The sequence below is a fragment of the Rhizobium grahamii genome (genome assembly GCF_009498215.1).
In the GTDB taxonomy this organism is placed as follows: domain Bacteria; phylum Pseudomonadota; class Alphaproteobacteria; order Rhizobiales; family Rhizobiaceae; genus Rhizobium; species Rhizobium grahamii_A.
Genome location: NZ_CP043499.1, coordinates 898,653 through 920,332, shown reverse-complemented (window position 1 = coordinate 920,332; position 21,680 = coordinate 898,653). Strand labels below are relative to the sequence as shown.

The 21,680-nt window shown below is 60.9% G+C and carries 22 protein-coding genes; 13 read left to right on the top strand and 9 right to left on the bottom strand.

Going from position 1 to position 21,680, the window contains the following annotated elements; translation table 11 throughout:
- Window positions 1-60 precede the first annotated feature (60 nt).
- The gene (locus FZ934_RS23180) at window positions 61-1,539 is read right to left on the bottom strand and encodes an aldehyde dehydrogenase (RefSeq protein ID WP_153273201.1); all 1,479 of its coding nucleotides are present in this window, start codon (window positions 1,537-1,539) and stop codon (window positions 61-63) included.
- Between the two features lie 60 nt (window positions 1,540-1,599).
- The gene (locus tag FZ934_RS23175) at window positions 1,600-3,051 is read right to left on the bottom strand and encodes an APC family permease (protein WP_153273200.1); all 1,452 of its coding nucleotides are present in this window, start codon (window positions 3,049-3,051) and stop codon (window positions 1,600-1,602) included.
- Window positions 3,052-3,326: 275 nt separating this feature from the next.
- Between FZ934_RS23175 and FZ934_RS23170 the strand changes: the two genes are divergently transcribed.
- Genes FZ934_RS23170 through FZ934_RS23145 form a run of 6 tightly spaced genes read left to right on the top strand, consistent with a single transcriptional unit; the run spans window position 3,327 to window position 9,664 of the window.
- The gene (locus tag FZ934_RS23170; RefSeq protein ID WP_153273199.1) at window positions 3,327-4,112 is read left to right on the top strand and encodes an IclR family transcriptional regulator; all 786 of its coding nucleotides are present in this window, start codon (window positions 3,327-3,329) and stop codon (window positions 4,110-4,112) included.
- Complete coding sequence (locus tag FZ934_RS23165; RefSeq protein ID WP_153273198.1) at window positions 4,112-5,365, top strand: Tm-1-like ATP-binding domain-containing protein; 1,254 nt, start codon at window positions 4,112-4,114, stop codon at window positions 5,363-5,365. The genes FZ934_RS23170 and FZ934_RS23165 overlap by 1 nt, the downstream gene beginning before the upstream one ends.
- Window positions 5,362-6,021 (top strand): HAD family hydrolase, encoded by a 660-nt coding sequence (locus FZ934_RS23160; RefSeq protein WP_153273197.1) that lies wholly within the window; start codon window positions 5,362-5,364, stop codon window positions 6,019-6,021. The genes FZ934_RS23165 and FZ934_RS23160 overlap by 4 nt, the downstream gene beginning before the upstream one ends.
- A gap of 13 nt (window positions 6,022-6,034) precedes the next feature.
- Window positions 6,035-7,396 (top strand): aspartate aminotransferase family protein, encoded by a 1,362-nt coding sequence (locus FZ934_RS23155; protein WP_153273196.1) that lies wholly within the window; start codon window positions 6,035-6,037, stop codon window positions 7,394-7,396.
- Window position 7,397: 1 nt separating this feature from the next.
- A complete protein-coding gene (locus FZ934_RS23150) occupies window positions 7,398-8,681 on the top strand; it encodes an aspartate aminotransferase family protein (protein WP_153273195.1) in 1,284 nt (427 codons plus the stop codon).
- A complete protein-coding gene (locus FZ934_RS23145) occupies window positions 8,681-9,664 on the top strand; it encodes a phosphotransferase enzyme family protein (protein ID WP_153273194.1) in 984 nt (327 codons plus the stop codon). Before FZ934_RS23150 ends, FZ934_RS23145 begins: the two co-directional genes overlap by 1 nt.
- 2 nt (window positions 9,665-9,666) lie before the next feature.
- On the opposite strand, the gene hpaR is transcribed toward FZ934_RS23145, so the two are convergent.
- Window positions 9,667-10,146: a homoprotocatechuate degradation operon regulator HpaR gene (gene hpaR / locus FZ934_RS23140; RefSeq protein WP_056818627.1), complete on the bottom strand. Its 480-nt coding sequence runs from the start codon at window positions 10,144-10,146 to the stop codon at window positions 9,667-9,669.
- A 132-nt stretch (window positions 10,147-10,278) separates the two neighbouring features.
- On the opposite strand from hpaR, the gene FZ934_RS23135 reads away from it, so the two are divergent.
- The 7 genes from FZ934_RS23135 to hpaI are packed head-to-tail and all read left to right on the top strand — an operon-like array spanning window position 10,279 to window position 17,242.
- The gene (locus FZ934_RS23135; RefSeq protein ID WP_153273193.1) at window positions 10,279-10,671 is read left to right on the top strand and encodes a 5-carboxymethyl-2-hydroxymuconate Delta-isomerase; all 393 of its coding nucleotides are present in this window, start codon (window positions 10,279-10,281) and stop codon (window positions 10,669-10,671) included.
- Window positions 10,672-10,724: 53 nt separating this feature from the next.
- Window positions 10,725-12,239 (top strand): 5-carboxymethyl-2-hydroxymuconate semialdehyde dehydrogenase, encoded by a 1,515-nt coding sequence (gene hpaE, locus FZ934_RS23130; RefSeq protein WP_153273192.1) that lies wholly within the window; start codon window positions 10,725-10,727, stop codon window positions 12,237-12,239.
- Window positions 12,240-12,298: 59 nt separating this feature from the next.
- Window positions 12,299-13,279, top strand: coding sequence for a 3,4-dihydroxyphenylacetate 2,3-dioxygenase (hpaD, locus tag FZ934_RS23125; protein WP_153273191.1), 981 nt, complete (start codon window positions 12,299-12,301; stop codon window positions 13,277-13,279).
- 46 nt (window positions 13,280-13,325) lie between these two features.
- Window positions 13,326-14,732: a pyridoxal phosphate-dependent decarboxylase family protein gene (locus FZ934_RS23120; protein WP_153273190.1), complete on the top strand. Its 1,407-nt coding sequence runs from the start codon at window positions 13,326-13,328 to the stop codon at window positions 14,730-14,732.
- Between the two features lie 9 nt (window positions 14,733-14,741).
- Window positions 14,742-15,617, top strand: coding sequence for a fumarylacetoacetate hydrolase family protein (locus tag FZ934_RS23115; RefSeq protein WP_153273189.1), 876 nt, complete (start codon window positions 14,742-14,744; stop codon window positions 15,615-15,617).
- Window positions 15,617-16,420, top strand: a complete 804-nt coding sequence (gene hpaH, locus FZ934_RS23110) for a 2-oxo-hept-4-ene-1,7-dioate hydratase (protein ID WP_153273188.1) — start codon at window positions 15,617-15,619, stop codon at window positions 16,418-16,420. Before FZ934_RS23115 ends, hpaH begins: the two co-directional genes overlap by 1 nt.
- Before the next feature lie 9 nt (window positions 16,421-16,429).
- Window positions 16,430-17,242, top strand: a complete 813-nt coding sequence (hpaI, locus tag FZ934_RS23105; protein ID WP_153273187.1) for a 4-hydroxy-2-oxoheptanedioate aldolase — start codon at window positions 16,430-16,432, stop codon at window positions 17,240-17,242.
- Between the two features lie 83 nt (window positions 17,243-17,325).
- On the opposite strand, the gene FZ934_RS23100 is transcribed toward hpaI, so the two are convergent.
- The 6 genes from FZ934_RS23100 to FZ934_RS23080 form a co-directional block, all read right to left on the bottom strand.
- On the bottom strand, window positions 17,326-18,477 hold the full coding sequence (locus FZ934_RS23100) for a M20 aminoacylase family protein (protein ID WP_153273186.1): 1,152 nt from the start codon (window positions 18,475-18,477) through the stop codon (window positions 17,326-17,328).
- A gap of 8 nt (window positions 18,478-18,485) precedes the next feature.
- Complete coding sequence (locus FZ934_RS23095) at window positions 18,486-19,250, bottom strand: ABC transporter ATP-binding protein (protein WP_153273185.1); 765 nt, start codon at window positions 19,248-19,250, stop codon at window positions 18,486-18,488.
- Window positions 19,251-19,276: 26 nt separating this feature from the next.
- Window positions 19,277-19,663, bottom strand: coding sequence for an ABC transporter permease subunit (locus FZ934_RS28290; protein WP_246738026.1), 387 nt, complete (start codon window positions 19,661-19,663; stop codon window positions 19,277-19,279).
- On the bottom strand, window positions 19,660-19,977 hold the full coding sequence (locus tag FZ934_RS28285; RefSeq protein ID WP_246738025.1) for an ABC transporter permease subunit: 318 nt from the start codon (window positions 19,975-19,977) through the stop codon (window positions 19,660-19,662). Before FZ934_RS28285 ends, FZ934_RS28290 begins: the two co-directional genes overlap by 4 nt.
- The gene (locus FZ934_RS23085) at window positions 19,977-20,690 is read right to left on the bottom strand and encodes an ABC transporter permease (RefSeq protein WP_153273184.1); all 714 of its coding nucleotides are present in this window, start codon (window positions 20,688-20,690) and stop codon (window positions 19,977-19,979) included. Before FZ934_RS23085 ends, FZ934_RS28285 begins: the two co-directional genes overlap by 1 nt.
- A 181-nt stretch (window positions 20,691-20,871) precedes the next feature.
- Window positions 20,872-21,669 (bottom strand): transporter substrate-binding domain-containing protein, encoded by a 798-nt coding sequence (locus FZ934_RS23080; RefSeq protein ID WP_153273183.1) that lies wholly within the window; start codon window positions 21,667-21,669, stop codon window positions 20,872-20,874.
- Window positions 21,670-21,680 lie beyond the last annotated feature (11 nt).

Here is a 21,680-nt window from a genome sequence, read left to right as displayed (position 1 = left end):
CGCCATCTCGTAGGAGTGGCGGCCTTTTCGTGTGCGGAGACGTCGCTGGAGTGCGGCTCTTCAGAGCTGGATCCAGGCCGTCTTCAAGTTCACGTATTTATCGAGCGCATGCAGCGATTTGTCGTGGCCGTTGCCGGATTGTTTGACGCCGCCGAGCGGTACGGTGTTGTCAGCGCCGCCATAGGTGTTGACGTGGACCACGCCCGCCTGGATGCCGCGCACCATGCGATGGGCACGAGAAAGATCAGCCGTCCAGACCGCCGAAGCGAGGCCGTATTCGGTGGCGTTGGCAATGCCGAGCGCCTCTTGCTCAGTCTCGAACGGAATGATTGACAAGATTGGTCCGAAGACCTCTTCGCGAGCCAGTGTCATGTCAGGCGTCACGTCGAAAACTGTTGGCCGCATGTAGAAGCCGCCAGTGTCCTGAAGGATGCGCTTGCCGCCAGTGCGCAATACGGCGCCTTCCGCTAGCGCCTGCGCCGCGTGTCCGAGATTCTTCTCGAGCTGGATTTCGCTTGAGATCGCGCCAGCCTCGGTCGTCGCCTGTAGCGGATCGCCGACCTTCATCGCGGCGGCAATCTCCGTTACCTTCTTCGAGAATTCTTCGTGGATTGATCGCTCGACGAGGAGGCGTGACCCGGCCACGCAGACCTGGCCGGAATTGCGGAAGATGCCGTAAGCCGAAACCTTGGCTGCCTGATCGAGGTCGGGCGCATCGGCAAAAACGATGTTCGGCGACTTGCCGCCGAGTTCCAGATAGACCCGCTTGAGATTGGAGCGGGCCGAATATTCGAGCAGGCGACGGCCGACCGGACCGGAACCCGTGAAGGCAAGGACGTCGATGTCCATGTGAAGCCCGATTGCTTCACCTGTGACGGCGCCGCGGCCCGTAACGACGTTCAGCACACCGTCGGGCAAACCGGCCTCGGCGCACAATGCAGCCAGTTTCAGGAGCGTCAGCGACGCGCCTTCGGCGGGCTTCAGGACGACGGAATTGCCGGCGGCCAGCGCGGGCGCGATCTTCCAGGCACCGATCATCATCGGAAAATTCCACGGCACGATCGCACCAACGACGCCAACGGGCGCGCGATGAACGAGGCCAAGGATGTTGTCCGCCGTCGGCGCGATCTCTCCATAGACCTTGTCGATCGCTTCGGCGTAATAGCGGAATGTGCCGGCTGCGCTGCCGGGCTCGGCCTTCAGGGCCATCGAGATCTCGGTGCCGTTGTCGCGGACCCCGAGAACAGCGAACTCCAATGCGTTCTTCTCGATCAGATCGGCGATCTTCAGCAGGACCTTCTTGCGCTCGGCCGGGGCAGCCCGTGACCATGCGCTTCGCTCGAAGGCGGAGCGGGCAGCCTGCACGGCACGATCGATGTCGCGCGGACCAGCGTCCGCGATCGTCGTCAGCCGTTGGCCATCGATCGGCGAGATGACGTCCAGTGTGGCCGCATCTTCGGCCGGCTGCCATGCGCCTCCGATGAAAAGTGCCTGCGGGGCGATGGTCTGGCTGCGCAGCTGGTCGATCTTGTCCTGCATTCTTCTGTCCTCGAAACAAAAATGGCGGGCTGGGTAGCCCGCCATGAGATAGTCCTTAGATCAAGCTTCCTGGCCGGCGCCAAGCCGGGCGAAGCCGATAGCGTCGGCGGACTTCAGCCGTGCAGCCGCGATGAAACCAACGACGGCTGCGATGACCACCAAACCCGGCAGCAGCACCGCAAGGATACCATTGGCGCCGGCGATGGCCCCGAAGTTGGCCGAGATGTAGAAGACCAGTGCCAACAGGATCAGGCCGGTTATCACAGGCAGGATCTTCGTCACCAGCACGTTCGGCTCGAGGTGCGGATTGCGTCCGAAGAAGGCGACGATCGCAAAGGCGGTAAATGCCATCAGCAGGATGATTGCGAGCGTGCCGACGTTGGTGAGCCAAGAGAACAGGGCAAGGACCGGGTCCTGTCCGGTGAAGGCGAAGAGGGCAACGACGAGAACCGCGATCACCGTCTGGATCATGGATCCGACATGCGGGCTCTGGAACACCGGATGGGTCACGCCAACCGCTTTCGGCAGCAGGCCTTCGCGCCCGGCGACGTACATGTAGCGGGCAACGCCGTTGTGAAATGCGAGAACGCCGGCAAAGAGGCTGGTGATGAAGAGCACGCTCATGACCACGGTAATCCAGTGGCCGACATACTGCTCGGCGAGGCCGAACAGGAAGGTGGTCGGATCCTGAAGGCTCTGCAGCTGCGGCACCAGCTTGTCGGCACCGGCACCGATAACCATCAGCCACGATGTCAGCATATAGAAGAGACCAATGATGAGCACGGAGATGTAGGTGGCGCGAGGAACGGTCTTATGCGGTTCGCGCGCTTCTTCGCTATAGATCGTCGTCGCTTCGAAGCCGATAAAGGCGGCAAAGCAGAAAAGGATGCCGATAGCAGGCGTCCCGCTCATGAAAGCGGATGGCGTGAATGGCGTGGCGGACAGGCCCGCGTCTCCACCCTTCATGAAGATTGCGGCATCGATGACGAGCACGACGAGATATTCAAGGATCACGAGCACCGTCAGCACCTTGGCGGAAAGATCGACCCGCCGGTAACCGAAGATGGCGACAGCCGCGATCCCGATGTAGGTCCAGACCCACCAGGGCAGGTTCAGGCCATAGCCGGCGAAGAAGCCGGAGGTCGCTGCGCCGAACATTCCGAAGACGCCGATCTGCATGGCATTATAGGCGAGGATGGCAACGAGGGCGGCTGCGCCCCCCATCAGGCCACCCAGACCGCGCGCGGTATAGGCATAGAAGGCGCCGGCGTTGCGGATGTGGCGGGCCATCGCGACATAGCCCACCGCAAACAGCAGAAGGATGGCGGTGACCAGGGCAAAAGTCAGTGGAATACCGGGGCCGTTGCCAAGCAACATGGACAGCGGCACGCCGCCGGCCACCGCGGTCAACGGGGCAGCTGCGGACACCACGAGAAACGTAACCGCCCCGACGCCGAGGCTGTTCTTGCGCAGCTGGTTTTCCCCGCTGCCTGAAGTCGATGAGGTACTCATATCGCGCTTGCTCCCCTTTGGCGTTGCGACTTTTCCGCCTCGGTCGGCGGTTCCCAGTAGTCGTTCCGCGCGCAGATTTTGTTCTTGTGTTGCTTGCGGAACGGTAGTTGAGTTCGGTTCAATATTTGAACCAATGCTTCAAATATAGACTTGCAAACACACCGGGTTCCTGTCAAGTTATTTCGCATGTTAAGTATCTCGGTGCCGCCGAGATGGTCTTGATAGGTGGGAAACTACCCCGGGCAGGAGGTCGTCCGGTTCAGTGAGGAAGAAGAATGGGAACGATCAGCAAAGCGCTGGGATTGCTCGATACGCTGTCGCTCATGGCCGAGGATGCGGGCCTTACGGAGATCGCCCAGGCATGCTCGTTGGACAAGGCGACGACTCGCCGCTTCCTCGTCGAGCTCGAACGCCACGGTTTCGTCGAGCAGCTGCCGCAAACGCGGAAGTACAGGATCGGTTCAGCTCCGGTGCGTCTCGGGCGCATCCGGGAAGCGCGCTATCCGTTCCTGCGCACGGCGGCACCGTTCGTACGGGAACTTGCGGATCAGGTCGATGAGACGGTGCATCTGTCAGAGTTCAGCGGCGGGCGTCTTTCGACTGTGCATGTCGAGGATTCGACCAAGGCGCATCGCGTATTTGTCTCTGTCGGCACGGTTCTGCCGTTTCACGCGACAGCCTCGGGCATCGCTTTCATTTCGTCCTGTCCGCGCGCTGAATTCGAAGCCGCCCTGCATGGACCGCTACCGACGTTCACCAGTTACACGCCGCGCGAACCGGACAGCTTTCGCCGCCTCGTTGATGAAGCGCGGGCAAATGGCTTTTCAGTCAATCGCCAGGGGTTCGAAGCCGGTGTGATCAGCGCGTCGGCTGCCATCAAGGCGCCGGGCGCACGGCCGATCGGCTGCGTCACGATTGCCGCGCCGCTCGTCAGGACCGACGATGAGCGGATCCGCACCCATGGTCTTGCCGCGATCGAGACGGCGAAGCGAATTTCAGACGCATTTTTCGGAGCGGACCTGCAAAAGCGGGCCGAGCCGTTGTCACGGAGGAGTGCTTGATGGGGGCAATAGCTCGCTTACCCAGGATTTTGGTGATCGGCACCGGCGACACCAAAAGCGAGGAGCTTCAGTTCATGGCTGACATTGTCGGCCAGGCTGATGCTCTGCCTGTCATGATCGACGTTAGCGTGTTGGGGGATCCTCCTTATCAGCCGGACTATTCGCGCCACGACATCGCGACCGCCGCCGAAACGACGGTGCAGGCCATCATGGACAGCGGAGACGAAAACTCGGCGATGGCGCTGATGGCGAAGGGGGCCTCCCGTCTGGTCGCCAGTCTTCATGCGGCAGGCGGGGTCGATGGCATGATCGTTCTCGGCGGGTCGATGGGAACCGATCTGGCGCTGGAAGTCGCATCGGTGCTGCCGCTCGGCGTCCCCAAGTTCATCATCTCCACTATAGCCTATTCGCATCTTCTCCCGCCTGAGCGCATCGCGCCCGACCTAATGATGATCCTTTGGGCCGGCGGCTTATACGGTCTCAATCCGATTTGTCGGACGGTCCTGTCGCAGGCCTGCGGTGCTGTGGTCGGGGCGGCGAAATCGAGCGTGCGGCCGGACGAAAGCCGCCCGCTGATCGGCATGACATCGCTTGGCTCCTCGTGCCTCAAATACATGAAGTTCTTGAAGCCTGAGCTCGAGCGCCGCGGCTACGATGTTGCGGTCTTCCACTCCACGGGAATGGGCGGGCGGGCCTTCGAGGCGATCGCTGCGCAAAAGGGGTTTGCGGCGGTCTTCGATCTCTGCATCCAGGAGGTGACGAACCATCATCACGGCACCGTTGTCACCTCCGGTCCGGACCGCCTGGAAAATGCGGCACGTGCCGGGATCCCGCAGATTGTCGCGCCGGGAGCCATCGACATGGTTGATCTGCCTGCCTGGCAGCCATTGCCGGAGCGTTTTGCCGGTCGCCCCTATCATGCCCATAATCGCTTGCTGGGCTCCATCACCATTCCATCCGAAGGCCGTCGCGAGGTCGCTCGCGTTGTTGCGGACAAGCTGTCGGCAGCCACAGCTCCGGTGGCCTTGATCCTTCCATTGAAAGGCATTCAGGAGTGGGACCAGGAAGGTGAGCCCCTTCACGAGCCGTCCGCACTCGATGCCTTTCTCGATGAAATGCGCGCGGTCGTTCCTGGAACGATCCAGCTCGAGGAGGTGGATACGCACATCAATTCCAGCGAGTTCTCGGCCAAGGCGCTTGAGATCTTCGATCGGTGGGTCGCGGAGGGTGTCGTCCCCAGGGGGCGGGCATGAGCGTCCGCAATGCCGACAAGGCGTTGATCCTTGATTTTGGCGGGGTTGTCACAAGAACGCTGTTCGAGACGCACGATGTCACGGAACGGGCGCTCGGCCTGAAGCCCGGCACGCTTACATGGCGGGGTCCATTCGATGCCTCGACAGACCCGCTATGGGTCTCGATGCAGAACAGGGAGATCACCGAGCGCGACTACTGGACAATCCGGACGCGCGAGGTGGGGGCGCTCGTCGGCGAAGACTGGACCGACATGAAGACCTTCGTGCAGCGGGCGAGGGGGGCGGAAGCCGAACTCGTCCTCAGGCCGGAGGCTCGCGACGCGATTATCCGCACGAAGACAGCCGGGTCGAAGCTCGCGATCCTCTCGAACGAGCTCGATCTCTTCTACGGCGTGGAATTTCGCAAGAGGTTCCCTCTGATCGATCAGTTCGATGTGATCGTCGACGCCACCTACACGAAGATCCTGAAGCCGGATCCGCGAGCCTATGAACGGGTTCTGGATGAACTCGGGCTCGACCGCGCCAACTGCGTTTTCGTCGACGATCAGAAGAAGAACATCGAAGGGGCCGTCGCCGTCGATCTGCCGCATGTGCATTTCGACGTTACCCGTCCCGCACAAAGCTATGCACAGGCGCTTGAACAGCTTGGCCTTTGAAAGGAAACATCCGATGCGCGAAACCAATTTCCTCGTTGAGAACAATGCCCGGCACGTCTGGCACCCGATGGCGCATCCCGCCGAGATGCAAGCGAACCCGCCGCGCATCGTGCATGCCGCCGAGGGCGTAGAGATCACCGACGTCCACGGCAAGAGGGTTCTCGATGCGGTCGGAGGACTCTGGAACGTCAACCTCGGCTATTCCTGTGAACCGGTTAAGGCCGCGATACGCGATCAGCTCGATGACTTGCCGTATTACTCCGCCTTTCGCGGCACGACCACGTCGCCACTGATCGAACTTTCCTATGAGCTTGCCGAATGGTTCAAGGAAGACGGCCTCGTCCGTTCGTTCTTCACGTCGGGCGGTTCAGATTCGGTCGAGACGGCGTTGCGCCTGGCTCGCCAGTACCACAAGATAAACGGGCAGCCGGAACGCACCAAGTTCGTGTCGCTCAAGAAGGGGTATCACGGGACCCATTTCGGCGGCGCTTCGGTCAATGGCAACGCCAATTTCCGTCGCAACTATGAGCCGCTTCTGCCCGGTGTCATCCATCTTGCCGCGCCTTATGCCTACCGTAACCCGTTCAACACATCGGATCCGGCTGAGATCGCACAGGCAATCGCCCGTCAGTTCGAGGACGAGGTCGCGTTCCAGGGAGCAGATACGATCGCGGCCTTCATCATGGAGCCAGTATTGGGATCCGGCGGCGTCATCGTTCCGCACGAGACCTTCATGCCTCTTATACGCGAAATCTGCGATCGCCATGGCATACTGATGATTGCCGACGAGGTCATCTGCGCCTTCGGTCGGACCGGGGCGTGGACCGGCTCGCGTGGATGGGGCGTCAAGCCCGATCTGATGTGCACGGCAAAGGCCATCACCAACGGCTACTTCCCATTCGGCGCCGTGATGATCTCGGAGAAGGTGGCGAGCGTCTTCGAGAACAACAAGAGCCCGTTCGGCTCGATCGGACACGGTTATACCTACTCGGGTCATCCGGTTGGCGCTGCCGCGGCACTTGCGACGCTCCGGGAGACGACGCGCCTCAACGTTGCGGCCAATGCCGCGGCGCGCGGCACTGAGCTTCTGGAGGGGCTGAAGGGTCTGCAGGCCAAGTACGAGCTGATTGGCGACGTGCGCGGTCTCGGTCTGATGGCGGCTTTGGAGCTCGTGTCGGATCGAGCCAAGAAGACCCCTGCCGGCAAGGAGGCCGTCGCTACGGTCTATGAGGCGACCTACGAGGCCGGCGTGATCGTGCGCACGTCGGGCGCGAACGTGATCATCTCGCCGCCGCTGGTGATCACCGCGGCTGACGTTCAGCGTATCGTCTCTGCCCTCGATGCCGGTTTTGCGGCTGCGGCGGGAGGCAAATGAGATGCCTAATACCGCGGCGTTGCTCGCAAGGCGTGAGAAGTTGCTCGGCAAGAACATGTCGACCTTCTACCTGGATCCCGTCCATATCGTGAAAGGAGAGGGCGTCTGGCTGTGGGATGCCGACGGCAAACGCTATCTCGATTGCTACAACAATGTGCCGCATGTCGGCCATTGCCATCCGCGCGTGGTGGAAGCGATCGCCCGCCAGGCCTCGACGCTCAATACCCACACGCGCTACCCGCATGAAGGTATTCTCGACTATGTCGAGCGGTTGACGGCGACCTTTGACGATAGCCTCGATACCGCCATTCTGACCTGTACGGGCAGCGAGGCGAACGATGTGGCGCTTCGCATGGCGCAAGCGCTGACCGGCAAGACCGGTGTGATTGCCACCGATCATACCTACCACGGCAACACGACGGCAGTATCGCAACTGTCGACCAGAATGCCACCCGTCGGAGGCTTCGGCGGGCACGTCCGGCATGTGCCGGCGCCTGATGGCTATCGTCCGCTTGGTGGAGTTCCGGGCGAGGCTTTCGCCGCAGCCTGGGCAGCGGCGCTGGAAGAGGCGATCGCATCGCTTGAGGCCAGCGAGTTTGGTTTCTCCGCGCTCATCATCGATCCGTTCTTTGCCAATGAAGGCTTTCCCGATCTGCCGGAGGGCTTCCTACCGAAAGCAGCGGCGATTGTCCGCAAGGCAGGCGGCCTTCTGATCTGCGACGAGGTTCAGCCGGGATTCGGGCGCACGGGCTCGCACATGTGGGGCCATCAGCGCGCCGGTATCGTGCCCGATATCGTGACACTCGGAAAACCGATGGGTAACGGCCATCCGATCGGTGGCGTCGTCGCCAATTCAGAGACGTTGAACGCGTTTCGCAAGGCATTCCGCTATTTCAACACCTTCGGTGGCAACCCGGTATCTTGCGCCGCCGGCATGGCGGTGCTCGATGTCCTTGAAGACGAAGGTTTGGTCGAGAACGCCCGCATCGTCGGAGAATACGCCCAAACAGGGCTGCGCAGCCTAGCCGAGAAACACGATCTCATCGGCAACGTCAGGGGTAGCGGCCTGTTCTTCGGTTGCGAGCTTGTGCTTGACCGGCAAACTAAGGAGCCTGCCTCAGAGATAGCCACCAGGGTCATCAACGAGATGCGCGAGCGCGGCGTCCTGATGGGGAAACTCGGAATCCATCAAAACGCGACCAAGATCCGTCCGCCGATGCCTTTCAGCAAGGCGAATGCGGATCTCATGCTTTCGACGCTCGACGATGTGTTGGCGGCGCTTTGATGACATCCGTCAACGCTGATCTGCACCGCAGGGCCCGGCAGGCGCTTGCGGCCTTTGGCCTACCAGCCCAGGAACCGGAACTCCTGAAATTCCGTGAGAACGCGGTCTTCAAGGTCCATCTGCGCGACGGTCAAATGGCCGCGTTGAGATTGCACCGGCCCGGATACCATTCGCAAGCTGCGTTGAAGTCCGAACTTTTGTGGATGGATGACTTGCGTCGTAACGGCATAGCTGTGCCGCAGCCGATCGCGACTGACAGCGGGGATCTCCTTGTGCAAATTACCGGCGAGGAAAGTCAGTATGCGGATTTGATCGGATGGGTGGGAGGGCAACAGATCGGTGAAACTGGCAGGCCGCTCTGTCATTCGGAGCGCGAGATCGAACGGATCTATCGATCGGTCGGCGGTGTCATGGCGGAGGCGCACAACGCTGCCGATCGATGGGCTGTCCCGACTGGATTTACCCGCCACGCCTGGAACAAGGATGGTCTACTGGGAGAAAATCCGCTCTGGGGCCGGTTTTGGGACTGTCTGATTTTGCCGGTGGAAGAGCGACACTTTCTGTCAAAACTGCGCATCGATCTGCAGGAACGCATCGATGCTCTTGGGTCGCTGGATTGTGGCCTGATTCACGCCGACCTCGTTCGCGAGAACGTGCTTGTCGATGGAGACAGTGTCGCCTTGATCGACTTTGACGACTGCGGCTACGGCTATCGCCTTTTCGATATCGCGACGGCGCTTCTTCGCAACAGGCACGAACCGCACTATGCCGCACTCAAGAACGCTTTGATTGAGGGCTACAGAGAACGGCGCCCGCTCGATGAGGGCGCACTCAGCAATCTGCCATTGTTCCTGTTGCTGCGCAGCGTGACTTACGTCGGTTGGGCGGCCGCAAGGCCGGACCTTCCCGATACCGCCGATCGCCTGTCGCGCTATGTCGGGGACGTTCGTGAACTGGCGATCGTGCTCCGGAATGATATCTGATGTCAGTCGTTTCCATTGAAGGCAGCGACTTCATCCAGCATGTCGAGCAGGAGTTCGATCCGCTCGCGTCCGAAACGCTTTTCGAGCCGGTCGTAGATCAGCCGGCTCTCGGGTGCGACCTCTTCGATAATCGCCAGACCGGCAGGGGTGATCTTCAACAGAACCCTACGCCCGTCATTGTCGTCTTTGGCCTTGTCGATGATGCCGCGCTCTTCGAGCGAGCGGATGATGCGCGTCAGGCTTGGCGCCAGAATAAAGGCGCGGTCGGCCATGTCAGAGGCGTCCACGGTGCCCGCCTCGGCGAGGATGCGGATAACGCGCCACTGCTGCTCAGTAATGTCGTGCTCGGCAAGCATCGGGCGGAAATGGCTCATCAGCGCTTCGCGCGCTCGCAACAGAGCAATCGGAAGCGAGCGCCGCGTATTGCGGGGCAAAAGCGCATCCTGCGGGATCTTGGGCTTGGTCGCGGCGCGGTCGGTCATCATCGATGCTATGGTCCATTTACGCTGAGTTTGCAATTGCCGCCGTCCGCAAGCCACTCGCCGAGGGCTTGACAACGCATACCGAATCATTAACATGTTAAATAAATAAAGGCAAAGCTTCGGGAGGAAAGGATGCCGCATTTCACGATGGAATATTCGGCCAACCTGGATGGCCGGGTCGATTTCACCGCGCTGTGTCAGGAGATACACGCGACGATCATGGAAACCGGCCTTTTCGAACTCGGAGCGGTCCGTGTGCGCGCCATTCGCTGTGAGTCCTACGCTGTTGCCGACCTGCTGGCCGAAAACGCCTTCATCGATATGTCTTTCCGCGTTGGTGTCGGACGGAGCAAGGGCGAGCGCAAGACGACGGGGGACGCCATCTTCGCAACGGTCACGGAATATCTCGCACCTCTTTTCGAGACGCCACACTTCGCCCTGACCCTCGAAATCCGCGAGATCGACCCGGATCTCAGTTGGAAAAAGAACGCGATCCATCCGCGACTTCGAGCCGCGAGCGCCTGACACCTCACTGACTGCAACGATCCGAGAAGTGCCTCGCGCACCATGGAGCTGATATGTCGAAACTCGACGAAAACATTGCCAAGGCCAAAAGCTATCTGTCTCAGTTCGAAAATGGCGTTCTCAACCGCATCGGCGGCGAAGACGTCCCGGCGGCCGAAGGCGCCACATTCGAAACCATATCGCCGATCGACCTGAAGCCGCTGGCGCGCGTAGCGCGAGGCAGCGCCACTGATATAGATCGCGCGGCCAAAGCAGCCAAGGCAGTGTTTCCGGCCTGGGCGGCGATGGATGGAGATGCGCGCAAGAAACTTCTGCACAAGATCGCCGACGCGATCGTGGCACGCGCCGAAGAGATCGCTTTTGTCGAGTGCATGGACACCGGGCAGTCGCTGAAATTCATGGCCAAGGCAGCGCTCCGAGGTGCGGAGAATTTCCGCTTCTTCGCCGATCGTGCGCCGGAAGCCCGCGATGGCAGGACTCTGCGAGGCCCGGGACAGGTCAACATGACCACGCGTGTGCCGATCGGTCCGGTGGGCATCATCACGCCGTGGAATACGCCCTTCATGCTGTCGACCTGGAAGATAGCGCCGGCGCTTGCCGCTGGTTGCACCATCGTGCACAAGCCCGCCGAATTCTCGCCGCTGACCGCACGACTGCTTGTCGAGATTGCCGAGGAAGCCGGGCTGCCGAAGGGTGTGTGGAACCTCGTCAACGGCTTCGGCGAAGATGCCGGCAAGGCGCTGACCGAACATCGCGACATCAAGGCGATCGGCTTTGTTGGCGAAAGCCGGACCGGGTCGATGATCATGAAGCAGGGCGCCGACACGCTGAAGCGCGTGCACTTCGAACTCGGTGGCAAGAACCCCGTCGTGGTCTTCGCCGATGCCGATCTTGAGCGCGCTGCCGACGCGGCCGTCTTCATGATCTATTCGCTGAATGGCGAACGCTGCACCTCCTCGTCTCGATTGCTGGTGGAGGAGAGCATCTATGACAGGTTTACCGCGCTCGTTGCGGAGAAGGCCAAGCGTATCAAGGTCGGGCATCCGCTCGATCCCGAAACTGTCGTCGGTCCGCTCATTCATCCGATCCATGAAAAGAAGGTGCTGGAATATATCGGCATCGGCAAAAGCGAGGGCGCGACGGTTGCTGCCGGCGGTGAGAAGTTCGCAGGGCCCGGTGGCGGCTGCTATGTCTCGCCGACCCTCTTCACCGGCGCCAACAACAACATGCGCATCGCGCAGGAGGAGATCTTTGGCCCGGTACTGACCACGATCCCGTTCAGGGACGAGGACGAGGCGCTCGCTCTTGCCAACGACGTACAATACGGCCTGACCGGCTATCTCTGGACCAATGACGTCACCCGAGCCTTCCGTTTCACCGATGCGCTGGAGGCGGGGATGATCTGGGTGAACTCCGAAAATGTCCGCCATCTGCCAACCCCGTTCGGCGGGGTGAAGAGCTCCGGTATCGGGCGCGATGGCGGCGACTGGTCCTTCGATTTCTATATGGAAACCAAGAATATCGCTTTCGCCAACAAAGCGCATGCCATCCAGAAGCTCGGTGGCTGACGCACCCGTCGTTACCCCTGATCAGAATTGCCTGCAATGCAGGTCCCGTGGAGGAAAGAATGCCCCTGCCGAAGCCCAATCTCTATCCGCCGTTCAACATCGTTCGCCTGAGCCACGTTGAGCTGGCCGTCACCGACCTTGCCAAGTCGCGCGCCTTCTATGTCGACACGCTCGGACTTCAGGTCACCGACGAGACGAGCGACACAATATATCTCAGGGCACTGGAGGAGCGGGGTCATCACTGCATCGTCCTGAAGAAGGCGGAGAAGGCCGAAGCCCGCGACCTCGGCTTCAAGGTGTTTTCCGACGAGGATCTCGACAAGGCCGGGCACTTCTTCAAGAGCAAGGATCTGCCAGTCGAGTGGATCGAGCGGCCCTATCAGTCGCGTACCTTCCGCACGCGCGACCCGCATGGCATTCCGCTCGAATTCTATTCGAGGATGGATCGTCTGGAGCCGATCCATCAGAAATACGCCCTCTACAAGGGCGTGAAGCCGCTGCGCATCGACCACTTCAACTGCTTTTCGCCAAATGTGGATGAAAGCGTGGCCTTCTACAATGAGATCGGCTTCCGCGTCACCGAATACACTGCAGATGAGGAAACGGGGCGGCTATGGGCAGCGTGGACGCATCGCAAGGGCGGCGTGCATGACATCGCTTTCACGAACGGTCGAGGCCCACGCCTCCATCACACCGCCTTCTGGGTGCCGACGCCCCTGAATATCATCGACCTGCTCGATCTGATGGCGACGACCGGCTGGCTCGCCAACATCGAGCGCGGCCCGGGCCGCCACGGCATTTCCAATGCCTTCTTCCTTTATATTCGCGATCCCGACGGTCACCGCATCGAGATCTACTGCTCCGACTATCAGACCGTCGATCCCGATCTGGAGCCGATCAAATGGGACCTCAAGGATCCACAGCGCCAGACGCTCTGGGGAGCCCCGGCGCCAAAATCCTGGTTTGAAGAAGGCAGCCAGTTTGCTGGTACCGAACCGCGAGACTCGGTCCTGAAGGCTCAACCGATCGTCGCGCCCTGATGGTCGGGACGAAGCAATCAATATGGTGCCGGTAAGGGAGTAGGACATGGACAACGAAGCCTTCCGCCAATGGTCGCGCACGGCTGCCGATTGGGGTGCGGATTATCGGGCAAACCTGCGCGAGCGGCCAGTTCGCGCGCAGACGAAGCCCGGTGACATTATCAGGCAGATCGCTGATGCCGCCCCCGAAGCGGGTGAGGCGATGGAGGCGATCTTCGCCGACTTCGAGCGCATCATTCCCGATGGCATCACTCACTGGCAGCACCCACGCTTCTTTGCCTATTTCCCGGCCAATGCCGCTCCCGTTTCCGTCATAGCGGATTATCTCGTTACCTCCGTCGCTGCGCAGTGCATGCTCTGGCAGACGTCGCCGGCAGCGACGGAACTCGAGACCCGCGTGGTCGACTGGCTGCGACAGGCGCTCGGCCTGCCGGATGGTTTTGCCGGTGTCATCCAGGATTCGGCTTCGACCGCGACGCTTGCCGCCGTCCTGGTCATGCGCGAGAAGGCGCTTGGGTGGAAAGGCAACAGCGAGGGGCTCGCGGCGCACGGCGCCGTTCGCGTTTATGCGTCCAAGCAGGTCCATACGTCCATCGACCGGGCAATCTGGATTGCGGGTATCGGTGAGGCCAACCTGGTGCGGATCCCGACCAAGGGACCGCTGAACGGCATGGACCCGGAAGCGCTGGATGCGGCGATCAGGGCCGATCTCGAAAGCGGTCACATCCCAGCGGGTGTCATCGCCTGCACCGGTGGCACCTCGATTGGTGCATGCGATCCGATCGCCGAGGTTGCTGCGGTCGTGAAGGCACATGGGCTTTACCTGCATGTCGATGCCGCCTGGGCTGGTTCAGCGATGATCTGCCCGGAGTTTCGGACGCTATGGAAGGGTGTCGAGGAGGCTGACTCCGTCGTCTTCAATCCGCATAAATGGCTGGGCGCCAACTTCGATTGCTCGGTGCAATTCATCAAAAGCCCCGAGGATCAGGTACGCACTCTGGCCATTCAGCCGGAATACCTGAAAACCCATGGCCATGATGGCATCGTCAACTATTCGGAATGGTCGGTTCCGCTGGGTCGCCGTTTTAGAGCGCTCAAGCTCTGGTTCCTGATGCGCTATCATGGGCTCGAGGGCCTGCGCACCATGATCCGCAACCACGTGAGGTGGTCGGAGGAGCTTGCCGAACGGATTGCCGCTGAGCCGGATTTCGAAATCGTCAGCAAGCCTGTTCTCTCGCTCTTCTCCTTCCGCCATAAGGGCCGCGGCGATAGCGACCAGCACAACATCGCGCTCGTCAATGCCATCAACGACGACGGCCGCATTTATTTGACCCAGACACGCGTCGACGGTCGCATCGCCATCCGCTTCCAGGCTGGGCAATTCGAGATGACTCGTGACGACGCTGACACGGCTTTCACGGTCATCACCGAGATCGCCCGTACATGGAATTAGGAGACCGCCGTGACCGAACGCCTTCGCTTCGCCAGCTTTTCCCACGGCGGCACACTGAAATACGGCCTCGTGAAAGCCGATGGCATCGTCGATCTCTCAGCCCGCTACGGCGAGCGCTGGCCGAGTTTGCGTGAGGTTATCGAGGCCAATGCTTTAAGCAGACTGGGCGCGGAGAGTGCGGCTCTGCCCGTCGACTATGCGCTCGACGACATCGCCTATGAAATCCCGATACCGTCGCCGGAAAAGATTATCTGCGTCGGCGTCAACTTTCCCGATCGCAACGAGGAATACAAGGATGGGCAAGCACTGCCGGCGAACCCCTCGCTGTTCATCCGGTTCCCGCGCTCGTTCACCGGCCACGGGCAACCGTTGATCCGTCCGCCGGAAAGCCCGCAACTCGATTATGAGGGTGAGATCGTCATCGTCATTGGAAAGGGCGGACGGCGCATCGCCGAGGCGGATGCCTTCGGTCACATTGCGGCGCTCTCGCTCTGCAACGAAGGCACGATCCGCGACTGGGTGCGTCATGCCAAATTCAACGTGACGCAGGGCAAGAATTTCGACCGGACGGGTTCCATTGGCCCATGGCTGGTGCCGTTCACGGACGAGGAGCAGCTGGCCGACATCAAGCTCGAAACACGGGTCAACGGCGAGGTGCGCCAGAGCGACCGGACCAGCCGGATGATCTTCTCGTTTCGAAAGATCATCAACTACATCTCCACATTCACGACACTGGTGCCCGGCGACGTCATCGTCTGCGGCACGCCGACCGGTGCGGGCGCTCGCTTCGATCCGCCAATTTGGTTGAAGCCTGGGGACGTGGTGGAGGTTGAGGCCGAAGGGCTTGGGATACTCCGTAACACGATCGCCGACGAGGTATTCTGATGTTGACCGCCGCAGAAATCGAAGCCGCCGCCGAGAGCCTGGATCAGGCGGAGCGGAGCCGTACACAGATGGGACTGCTTTCCCTCAAGCATCCCGACATGACAATGGACGATGCCTATGCCGTACAGGGCGCCTGGGTAACGAAGAAGATCGCTGCCGGCCGCAAGGTCATCGGCTGGAAGATCGGCCTGACGTCGAAGGCCATGCAATATGCGCTGAACATCAACATTCCCGATTCCGGCGTGCTGCTCGATGATATGGTCTTCGAGGACGGTGCGACGGTCCCGAAGGACCGGTTCATCCAGCCGCGCGTGGAAGCCGAAATCGCCTTCGTCATGAAACGGTCTCTGCGTGGACCCGGCGTGACCGCCTTCGATGTGCTCAACGCTACCGACTACGTGACGCCTGCGCTTGAAATTCTCGATACGCGGATTTTCCGGACCGATCCGGAGACGAAGAGAGCCCGCAACATCTGCGACACGATCTCGGACAACGCCGCGAATGCCGGTATCGTCTGGGGCGGGCGGGCGGTCAAGCCCGACCAGATCGATATGCGCTGGATGGGCGCTATCGTCAGCCGAAATGCCGAGGTCGAGGAGACGGGTCTGGGCGCCGGCGTCCTGAACCAGCCGGCGCGTGGTGTGGCTTGGCTCGCCAACCGGCTGGCGCAGTATGGCGACGGTATCGAGGTCGGGCAGATCATTCTGGCGGGTTCTTTCATTCGGCCGATCGAGGCGCGGCATGGCGATACAATCGTTGGCGATTTTGGGCCCTACGGGACCGTCAGTCTCTTCTTCGAGTAGGTTTTCCGAATGGCAGCTCCCAGGAACAGCTTCAAGGAAGCGCTGCATGCCGGGCGGCCGCAGATCGGTCTCTGGCAGGCGCTCGCCAACAGTTACACCGCCGAGATCTGCGCCGGCGCTGGCTATGATTGGCTGCTCTTTGACGCGGAACACGCTCCCAACGATATCCGTTCGCTTGTCCAGCAGCTCCAGGCGGTTGCGTCATACCCGGTTCATTCGATCGTCCGGCCGCCGATCGGCGAGGCCTGGCTGATCAAGCAGATCCTGGATATCGGCGCCCAGACGATCCTTGTGCCGATGGTGGAGAGCCGTGCGCAGGCCGAGACAATGGTACGGGCGGTGCGTTATCCGCCCGAGGGCATTCGTGGCGTTGGTGCGGCTCTCGCTCGCGCATCCGCATTCAACCGGACGCCCGACTATCTGCAGACGGCGAACGATGAGATCTGCCTTCTGCTGCAGGTCGAGAGTCGGGCCGGCTTGGCCAATCTGGATGCGATCGCCGCAACCGAAGGCGTGGACGGCGTATTCGTCGGGCCAGCAGACCTCGCCGCCGATCTGGGCTTTCTCGGCAAGCCAGGAGCAGCGGAAGTGCAGGAGGCGGTCGAACATGCCCTCGCGCGTATTCAGTCGCATGGCAAGGCGGCGGGGATACTCACGGCCGATCCCGTCCTTGCACGACGCTATCTGGACCTTGGCGCTACCTTCGTTGGCATCGGCTCGGACGTCGGGCTGCTGGTAAACAGCACGACTGGGCTTCTGGCCACCTTCCGATCCGCTGGATATCCGAAGGTGGAGACGGCAGCCAGCGGCCGCGTATATTGAACGTTGGGCCTTTTCTCGCGGAAGCGGTCGATACTTGTCCGACGGTTCGCGTTCGGGCGCGGGCCGGTGTTCGATGCGGCGAACTAGGCGAGCTGGTCCTTTGCCAGGTGATAGAAGAACATCGCGCCTCGTTCGAGGATGCCGTCGTTGAAGTCGTAGGTCGTCGTATGCAGGCCGGAGCTGTTGCCGTTGCCAATCAGGACATAGGCGCCGGGTACCTTCTCAAGCAGAAATGAGAAGTCTTCGCTGCCCATCAGCGGAACTGGGAGCCTGGTCGAGGCGGCGTCGCCGAAATGGGTCGCAATCGTCGCTTCCGCAACACGGACGGCCTCGGGATCATTGATGGTCGCCGGATATCCGACCTGCCAGTCGAATTGCACGTCGGCACCGAAGCTCTTTGCCTGGAATGTGGCGATCTGTTCGACCCGCTCGCGAATCTCTTCTCGCACGGCAGGGTTCATCGCCCGCATGCTGATCTCGAGCACTGCGGTGTCGGGGATGATGTTGGATGCGGAGCCTGACAGAAACGCGCCGACCGTGACCACGGCAGGTTCGTGCGGCGAGGCGTTGCGTGACACCAGCGTCTGCAGTGCCATAACGATGCTGGAGCCGACGACCACGGGATCGACTGTGATCTCCGGCTGCGCGCCATGACCGCCTTTGCCTTTGACGGTCACGGTTACAACGTCGATCGAGGCTGCGATAGGACCCGAGCGGGTAGAGAATGTGCCGCTGGGAATGCCCGGCCAGTTGTGTAGCGCGAAAATCTGATCGCACGGAAAGCGCTCGAACAGGCCGTCCTCGATCATCAACTTGCCGCCACCGAAATTCTCTTCGGCCGGCTGAAAGATGAAATGCACGGTGCCCGAGAAGGATTTGTCGCGGGACAGCGCCCATGCTGCTCCGAGAAGCATCGTCGTATGGCCATCATGCCCGCAGGCATGCATCGCGCCCGGGTGCTGGCTTGCGTAGGGTAGGTTGGTTTCTTCCTGCATCGGCAACGCATCGAAGTCTGCCCGAAAGCCGATGGCGCGGTTGCTGCTGCCGGCACGAAGCGTCGCGACGATCCCCGTGGTTGCGAGGCCGCGCGCGATCTCGAAGCCCCATTTCGTCAACTGCTCTGCAATGAAGTCAGACGTTTTGAACTCGGAGAGGCCAATCTCCGGCATCTGGTGCAGGCTGTGCCGGATATTGACGAGTTCGGGGAGAAAGTCCTGGAAGCCGATATCGCTCATTGAAGCCCTCATGCAAGCTGGAGGAATTGCCGAAGTCGCGCCGATTGCGGGTCCTTCATCACGTTGCCGGGCGCACCGCGCTCCTCGACCAAGCCCTTGTGAAGAAAGATCACCTCACTCGAAATGTCGCGGGCGAGCGCCATTTCGTGCGTGACCATCACCATGGTGCGCCCCTCTTCAGCGAGCTTCTTGATCACCTGCAGGACTTCGTTGACGAGTTCAGGGTCGAGAGCGGAGGTCGGCTCGTCAAAGAGCATGACCTCGGGCTTCATCGCCAGAGCGCGGGCAATTGCCGCGCGCTGCTGCTGGCCGCCAGACAACTGCATGGGATACTGATCGCGCTTCGCGGTGATGCCGACTTTTTCCATCAGCGTCTCCGCTTCGGCAATCGCCTCCTTGCGCGAGACGCCGAGGACGTGGATCGGCCCTTCGATGATGTTTTCGAGGATCGTGCGGTGAGACCACAGATTGAAGCCCTGGAAAACCATGCCGAGACGAGTACGAATGTGTTCGAGCTGGCGTGGATCGGTGGCATGCATCTTTCCACCCTGCGACGGACTGGTCTTGATCACCTCGCCAGCCACCGAGATCTCGCCCCTGTCCGGCGTCTCCAGATAGTTTATGCAACGCAGCAGGGTGCTCTTGCCCGAGCCGCTGCTTCCGATCAGGGAGATCACGTCACCCTTGCGGGCTTCGAACGAGATGCCCTTGAGAACCTCGACGCCACCGAAGCTTTTGTGGATGTCTTTTACAGAGAGTGCTGTCTCGACCATTTCAATTCCTCCCGAGGCTCTAAAGCTCACGTCCGAGCGGCGCGGTAGCGCGTCATGCGGAGTTCGACGACGTTCATGATGCGGGTCAGGATGAAGACCACTGCGAAATAGATGATGCCGGCGGCAATCAGCGGTTCGAAGATCTGCAACGATTGACGCTGCAGCATCCGCGCTGTTCCCATCACCTCAAGAATGGTGATGGTGGAGGCGAGCGACGTGGTCTTCAAAAGGATGATCAGATCGCTCGTCAGAACCGGCAGGCATTGCCTGAACGCCTGAGGCAACGTGACGCGACGAAGGATCGTCCACGGCCGCATGCCGATCGACAGCGCTGCCTCGACCTGGCCGCGTGGGATTGCCTGGATCGCCCCACGGATGACTTCCGCATTATAGGACGCCTGGTTCAGGCTCAATGCCGCGATCGCGTACCACAGGCCGTCCCGCAGATAGGGCCATAGGAAACTATGCCGAACCCAGGTTCCGGCAGGATCTGACCAAGGCCGTAGTAGATCAGGTAGATCTGAACCAGCAAAGGCGTGCCACGAAAGGCGAAGGTGAAGGCGAAGGCGGGCCATGCCAGCAGGCGGTGGCGAGAGAGGCGGGCAAGTGCCGCGAGCGTGCCGATGATCAGGCCGAAGATTCCCGCCGTTGCCGTCAGAAGCAATGTCAGCGGCGTCGCCTTGATCAAAGCGGGGAGGAAGGAAATGACGTTGGTGATCGTTTCCATCAGCGATGCCCCCGATTCAAATGCTTCTCAAGGCGGCTGATCGCGAAAACGGATACCAACGTGATCAGCAGGAAAAGCAACGCGGTCAGGCCGTAGAAGAGAATGTATTGCTTGGTGCTCGCCGCCGCACGGTAGCCCGTATAGAGCAGTTCGCTGAAAGACCCGAGAACCGAGATGATGGCGCTTTCCTTGGTAATGGACAGCCAGAGATTGCCCATGCCGGGCACGGCGTGTCGCATCATTTGCGGAATGACGACGCGGGTTACGATCTTGCGCGGCCGCATGCCGATCGAGACTGCCGCCTCTAGCTGGCCAGGAGGAATTGCAAGATAGGCGGAGCGGAGGACCTCGGTCATGAAGGCGCCTGAAACGAACGCGAGCGCGACGATCGCAGCCCAGAAGGGGCTGAATTGGAAGCTGTCGTCTACAAAGCCCGCATATTTCAGAAGGCGCTCGGCACCGCTGGCGACCGAGAAATAAAGAAGAAGGATAACCAGCAATTCGGGGAGCGAGCGCACGACCGTCGTGTAAAGCCCGGCGATCAGGCGGAGCGAGCGATGTTTCGAAAGTTTGCCGGCGGCCCCGAGAAAGCCGAAGATCACGGCTACGATATAGGAGATGATCGATACCTGGAGGGTCATCAGCAGGCCCCAGGCGAAATCGTCGCCCCAGCCTTCCGCACCCCAGCCAAGCAAGTGCCAATATGAGTCCATGCGTTGTACCTGCTCGATCCGGCTTGATTTTGGCGGTCGGCCGGACGGCCCTTGGTTTTGCCGATAGTGAGGAGATCAACTGCGAGGCTGCGATGAGGCCGTTGGGCGATCCAAGGGAAGCAGTCGGACAATTGAGTTGACAGTTGGACGCGGCCGCAGCCGGCGCCCAGCTGTCACGCGATTACTTGCCGAAAATCCACTTGTCGACCAGCTTCTGCAGCGTGCCGTCCTTTTCGAGATCGGCAAGAGCAGCGTTGACCTTGCCGAGGGTATCGGCATCACCCTTGCGGGTCGCGTAGGCAACGCCTTCGCCAAGCGTGGTGTTCTTCGGAACTTCGAGCTTCACTTCGTAGTCGGCGCCGGCGTCCGTCTTCAGGAAGGTCTGGATGTAAAGATCCGGGATGAGAACATAGTCGACGCGACCCGCCACGAGATCGGCGACGGAATTGTCGGCGGTATCGTAGCTCTTGGCTTCGGCGCCGGCCAGGTATTTACCGACATAGGCCGCCTGAACGCTCGACGTCTGCACGCCGACGATCTTGCCGGACACGATCGCCGGGTCGATGATCTTGCCCGAACCGTCAGGTGCATCGACGGTGGTGACCTTGGTGCTGTCGGACTTGGCGCCAACGAAGGACGTGCCTTCGGTGTAGTAGGGCGTGCTGAAATCCACGACCTTGCGACGGTCATCGGTGATCGAGAAGGCGCCGATGATGAAGTCGACCTTCTTCTCGTTCAGCGAGGGAATGAGGCCATCCCATGCCATCTGCTTGATGTCGCACTTGGACTGGAGCTTTGCGCAGACGGCGCGCGACAGGTCGGCTTCAAGGCCTTCCCATTCGCCGGCGGCGTTGACCTGCGTGAATGGCATGTAGGGCTCGGGCGTCATGCCGAGGCGGATCGTATCCTCGGCATGTGCAAGACCTGCGGACAAAAGAAGCGCGACACCGGCGACAATCTTCGTTGAGAAGCTGTGCATACTGTTCTCCC

Coding starts and splice junctions, on each gene's coding strand:
- hpaE (WP_153273192.1), top strand. CDS start 10,725: ATGTCGAAACTCGACGAAAACATTGCCAAGGCCAAAAGCTATCTGTCT.
- FZ934_RS23100 (WP_153273186.1), bottom strand. CDS start 18,477: ATGAGCGATATCGGCTTCCAGGACTTTCTCCCCGAACTCGTCAATATC.
- FZ934_RS23150 (WP_153273195.1), top strand. CDS start 7,398: ATGCCTAATACCGCGGCGTTGCTCGCAAGGCGTGAGAAGTTGCTCGGC.
- FZ934_RS23160 (WP_153273197.1), top strand. CDS start 5,362: ATGAGCGTCCGCAATGCCGACAAGGCGTTGATCCTTGATTTTGGCGGG.
- hpaH (WP_153273188.1), top strand. CDS start 15,617: ATGTTGACCGCCGCAGAAATCGAAGCCGCCGCCGAGAGCCTGGATCAG.
- FZ934_RS23180 (WP_153273201.1), bottom strand. CDS start 1,539: ATGCAGGACAAGATCGACCAGCTGCGCAGCCAGACCATCGCCCCGCAG.
- FZ934_RS23175 (WP_153273200.1), bottom strand. CDS start 3,051: ATGAGTACCTCATCGACTTCAGGCAGCGGGGAAAACCAGCTGCGCAAG.
- FZ934_RS23095 (WP_153273185.1), bottom strand. CDS start 19,250: ATGGTCGAGACAGCACTCTCTGTAAAAGACATCCACAAAAGCTTCGGT.
- FZ934_RS28285 (WP_246738025.1), bottom strand. CDS start 19,977: ATGGAAACGATCACCAACGTCATTTCCTTCCTCCCCGCTTTGATCAAG.
- hpaR (WP_056818627.1), bottom strand. CDS start 10,146: ATGACCGACCGCGCCGCGACCAAGCCCAAGATCCCGCAGGATGCGCTT.
- FZ934_RS23135 (WP_153273193.1), top strand. CDS start 10,279: ATGCCGCATTTCACGATGGAATATTCGGCCAACCTGGATGGCCGGGTC.
- FZ934_RS23145 (WP_153273194.1), top strand. CDS start 8,681: ATGACATCCGTCAACGCTGATCTGCACCGCAGGGCCCGGCAGGCGCTT.
- FZ934_RS23170 (WP_153273199.1), top strand. CDS start 3,327: ATGGGAACGATCAGCAAAGCGCTGGGATTGCTCGATACGCTGTCGCTC.
- hpaI (WP_153273187.1), top strand. CDS start 16,430: ATGGCAGCTCCCAGGAACAGCTTCAAGGAAGCGCTGCATGCCGGGCGG.
- FZ934_RS23155 (WP_153273196.1), top strand. CDS start 6,035: ATGCGCGAAACCAATTTCCTCGTTGAGAACAATGCCCGGCACGTCTGG.
- FZ934_RS23165 (WP_153273198.1), top strand. CDS start 4,112: ATGGGGGCAATAGCTCGCTTACCCAGGATTTTGGTGATCGGCACCGGC.
- FZ934_RS23085 (WP_153273184.1), bottom strand. CDS start 20,690: ATGGACTCATATTGGCACTTGCTTGGCTGGGGTGCGGAAGGCTGGGGC.
- FZ934_RS23080 (WP_153273183.1), bottom strand. CDS start 21,669: ATGCACAGCTTCTCAACGAAGATTGTCGCCGGTGTCGCGCTTCTTTTG.
- FZ934_RS23120 (WP_153273190.1), top strand. CDS start 13,326: ATGGACAACGAAGCCTTCCGCCAATGGTCGCGCACGGCTGCCGATTGG.
- hpaD (WP_153273191.1), top strand. CDS start 12,299: ATGCCCCTGCCGAAGCCCAATCTCTATCCGCCGTTCAACATCGTTCGC.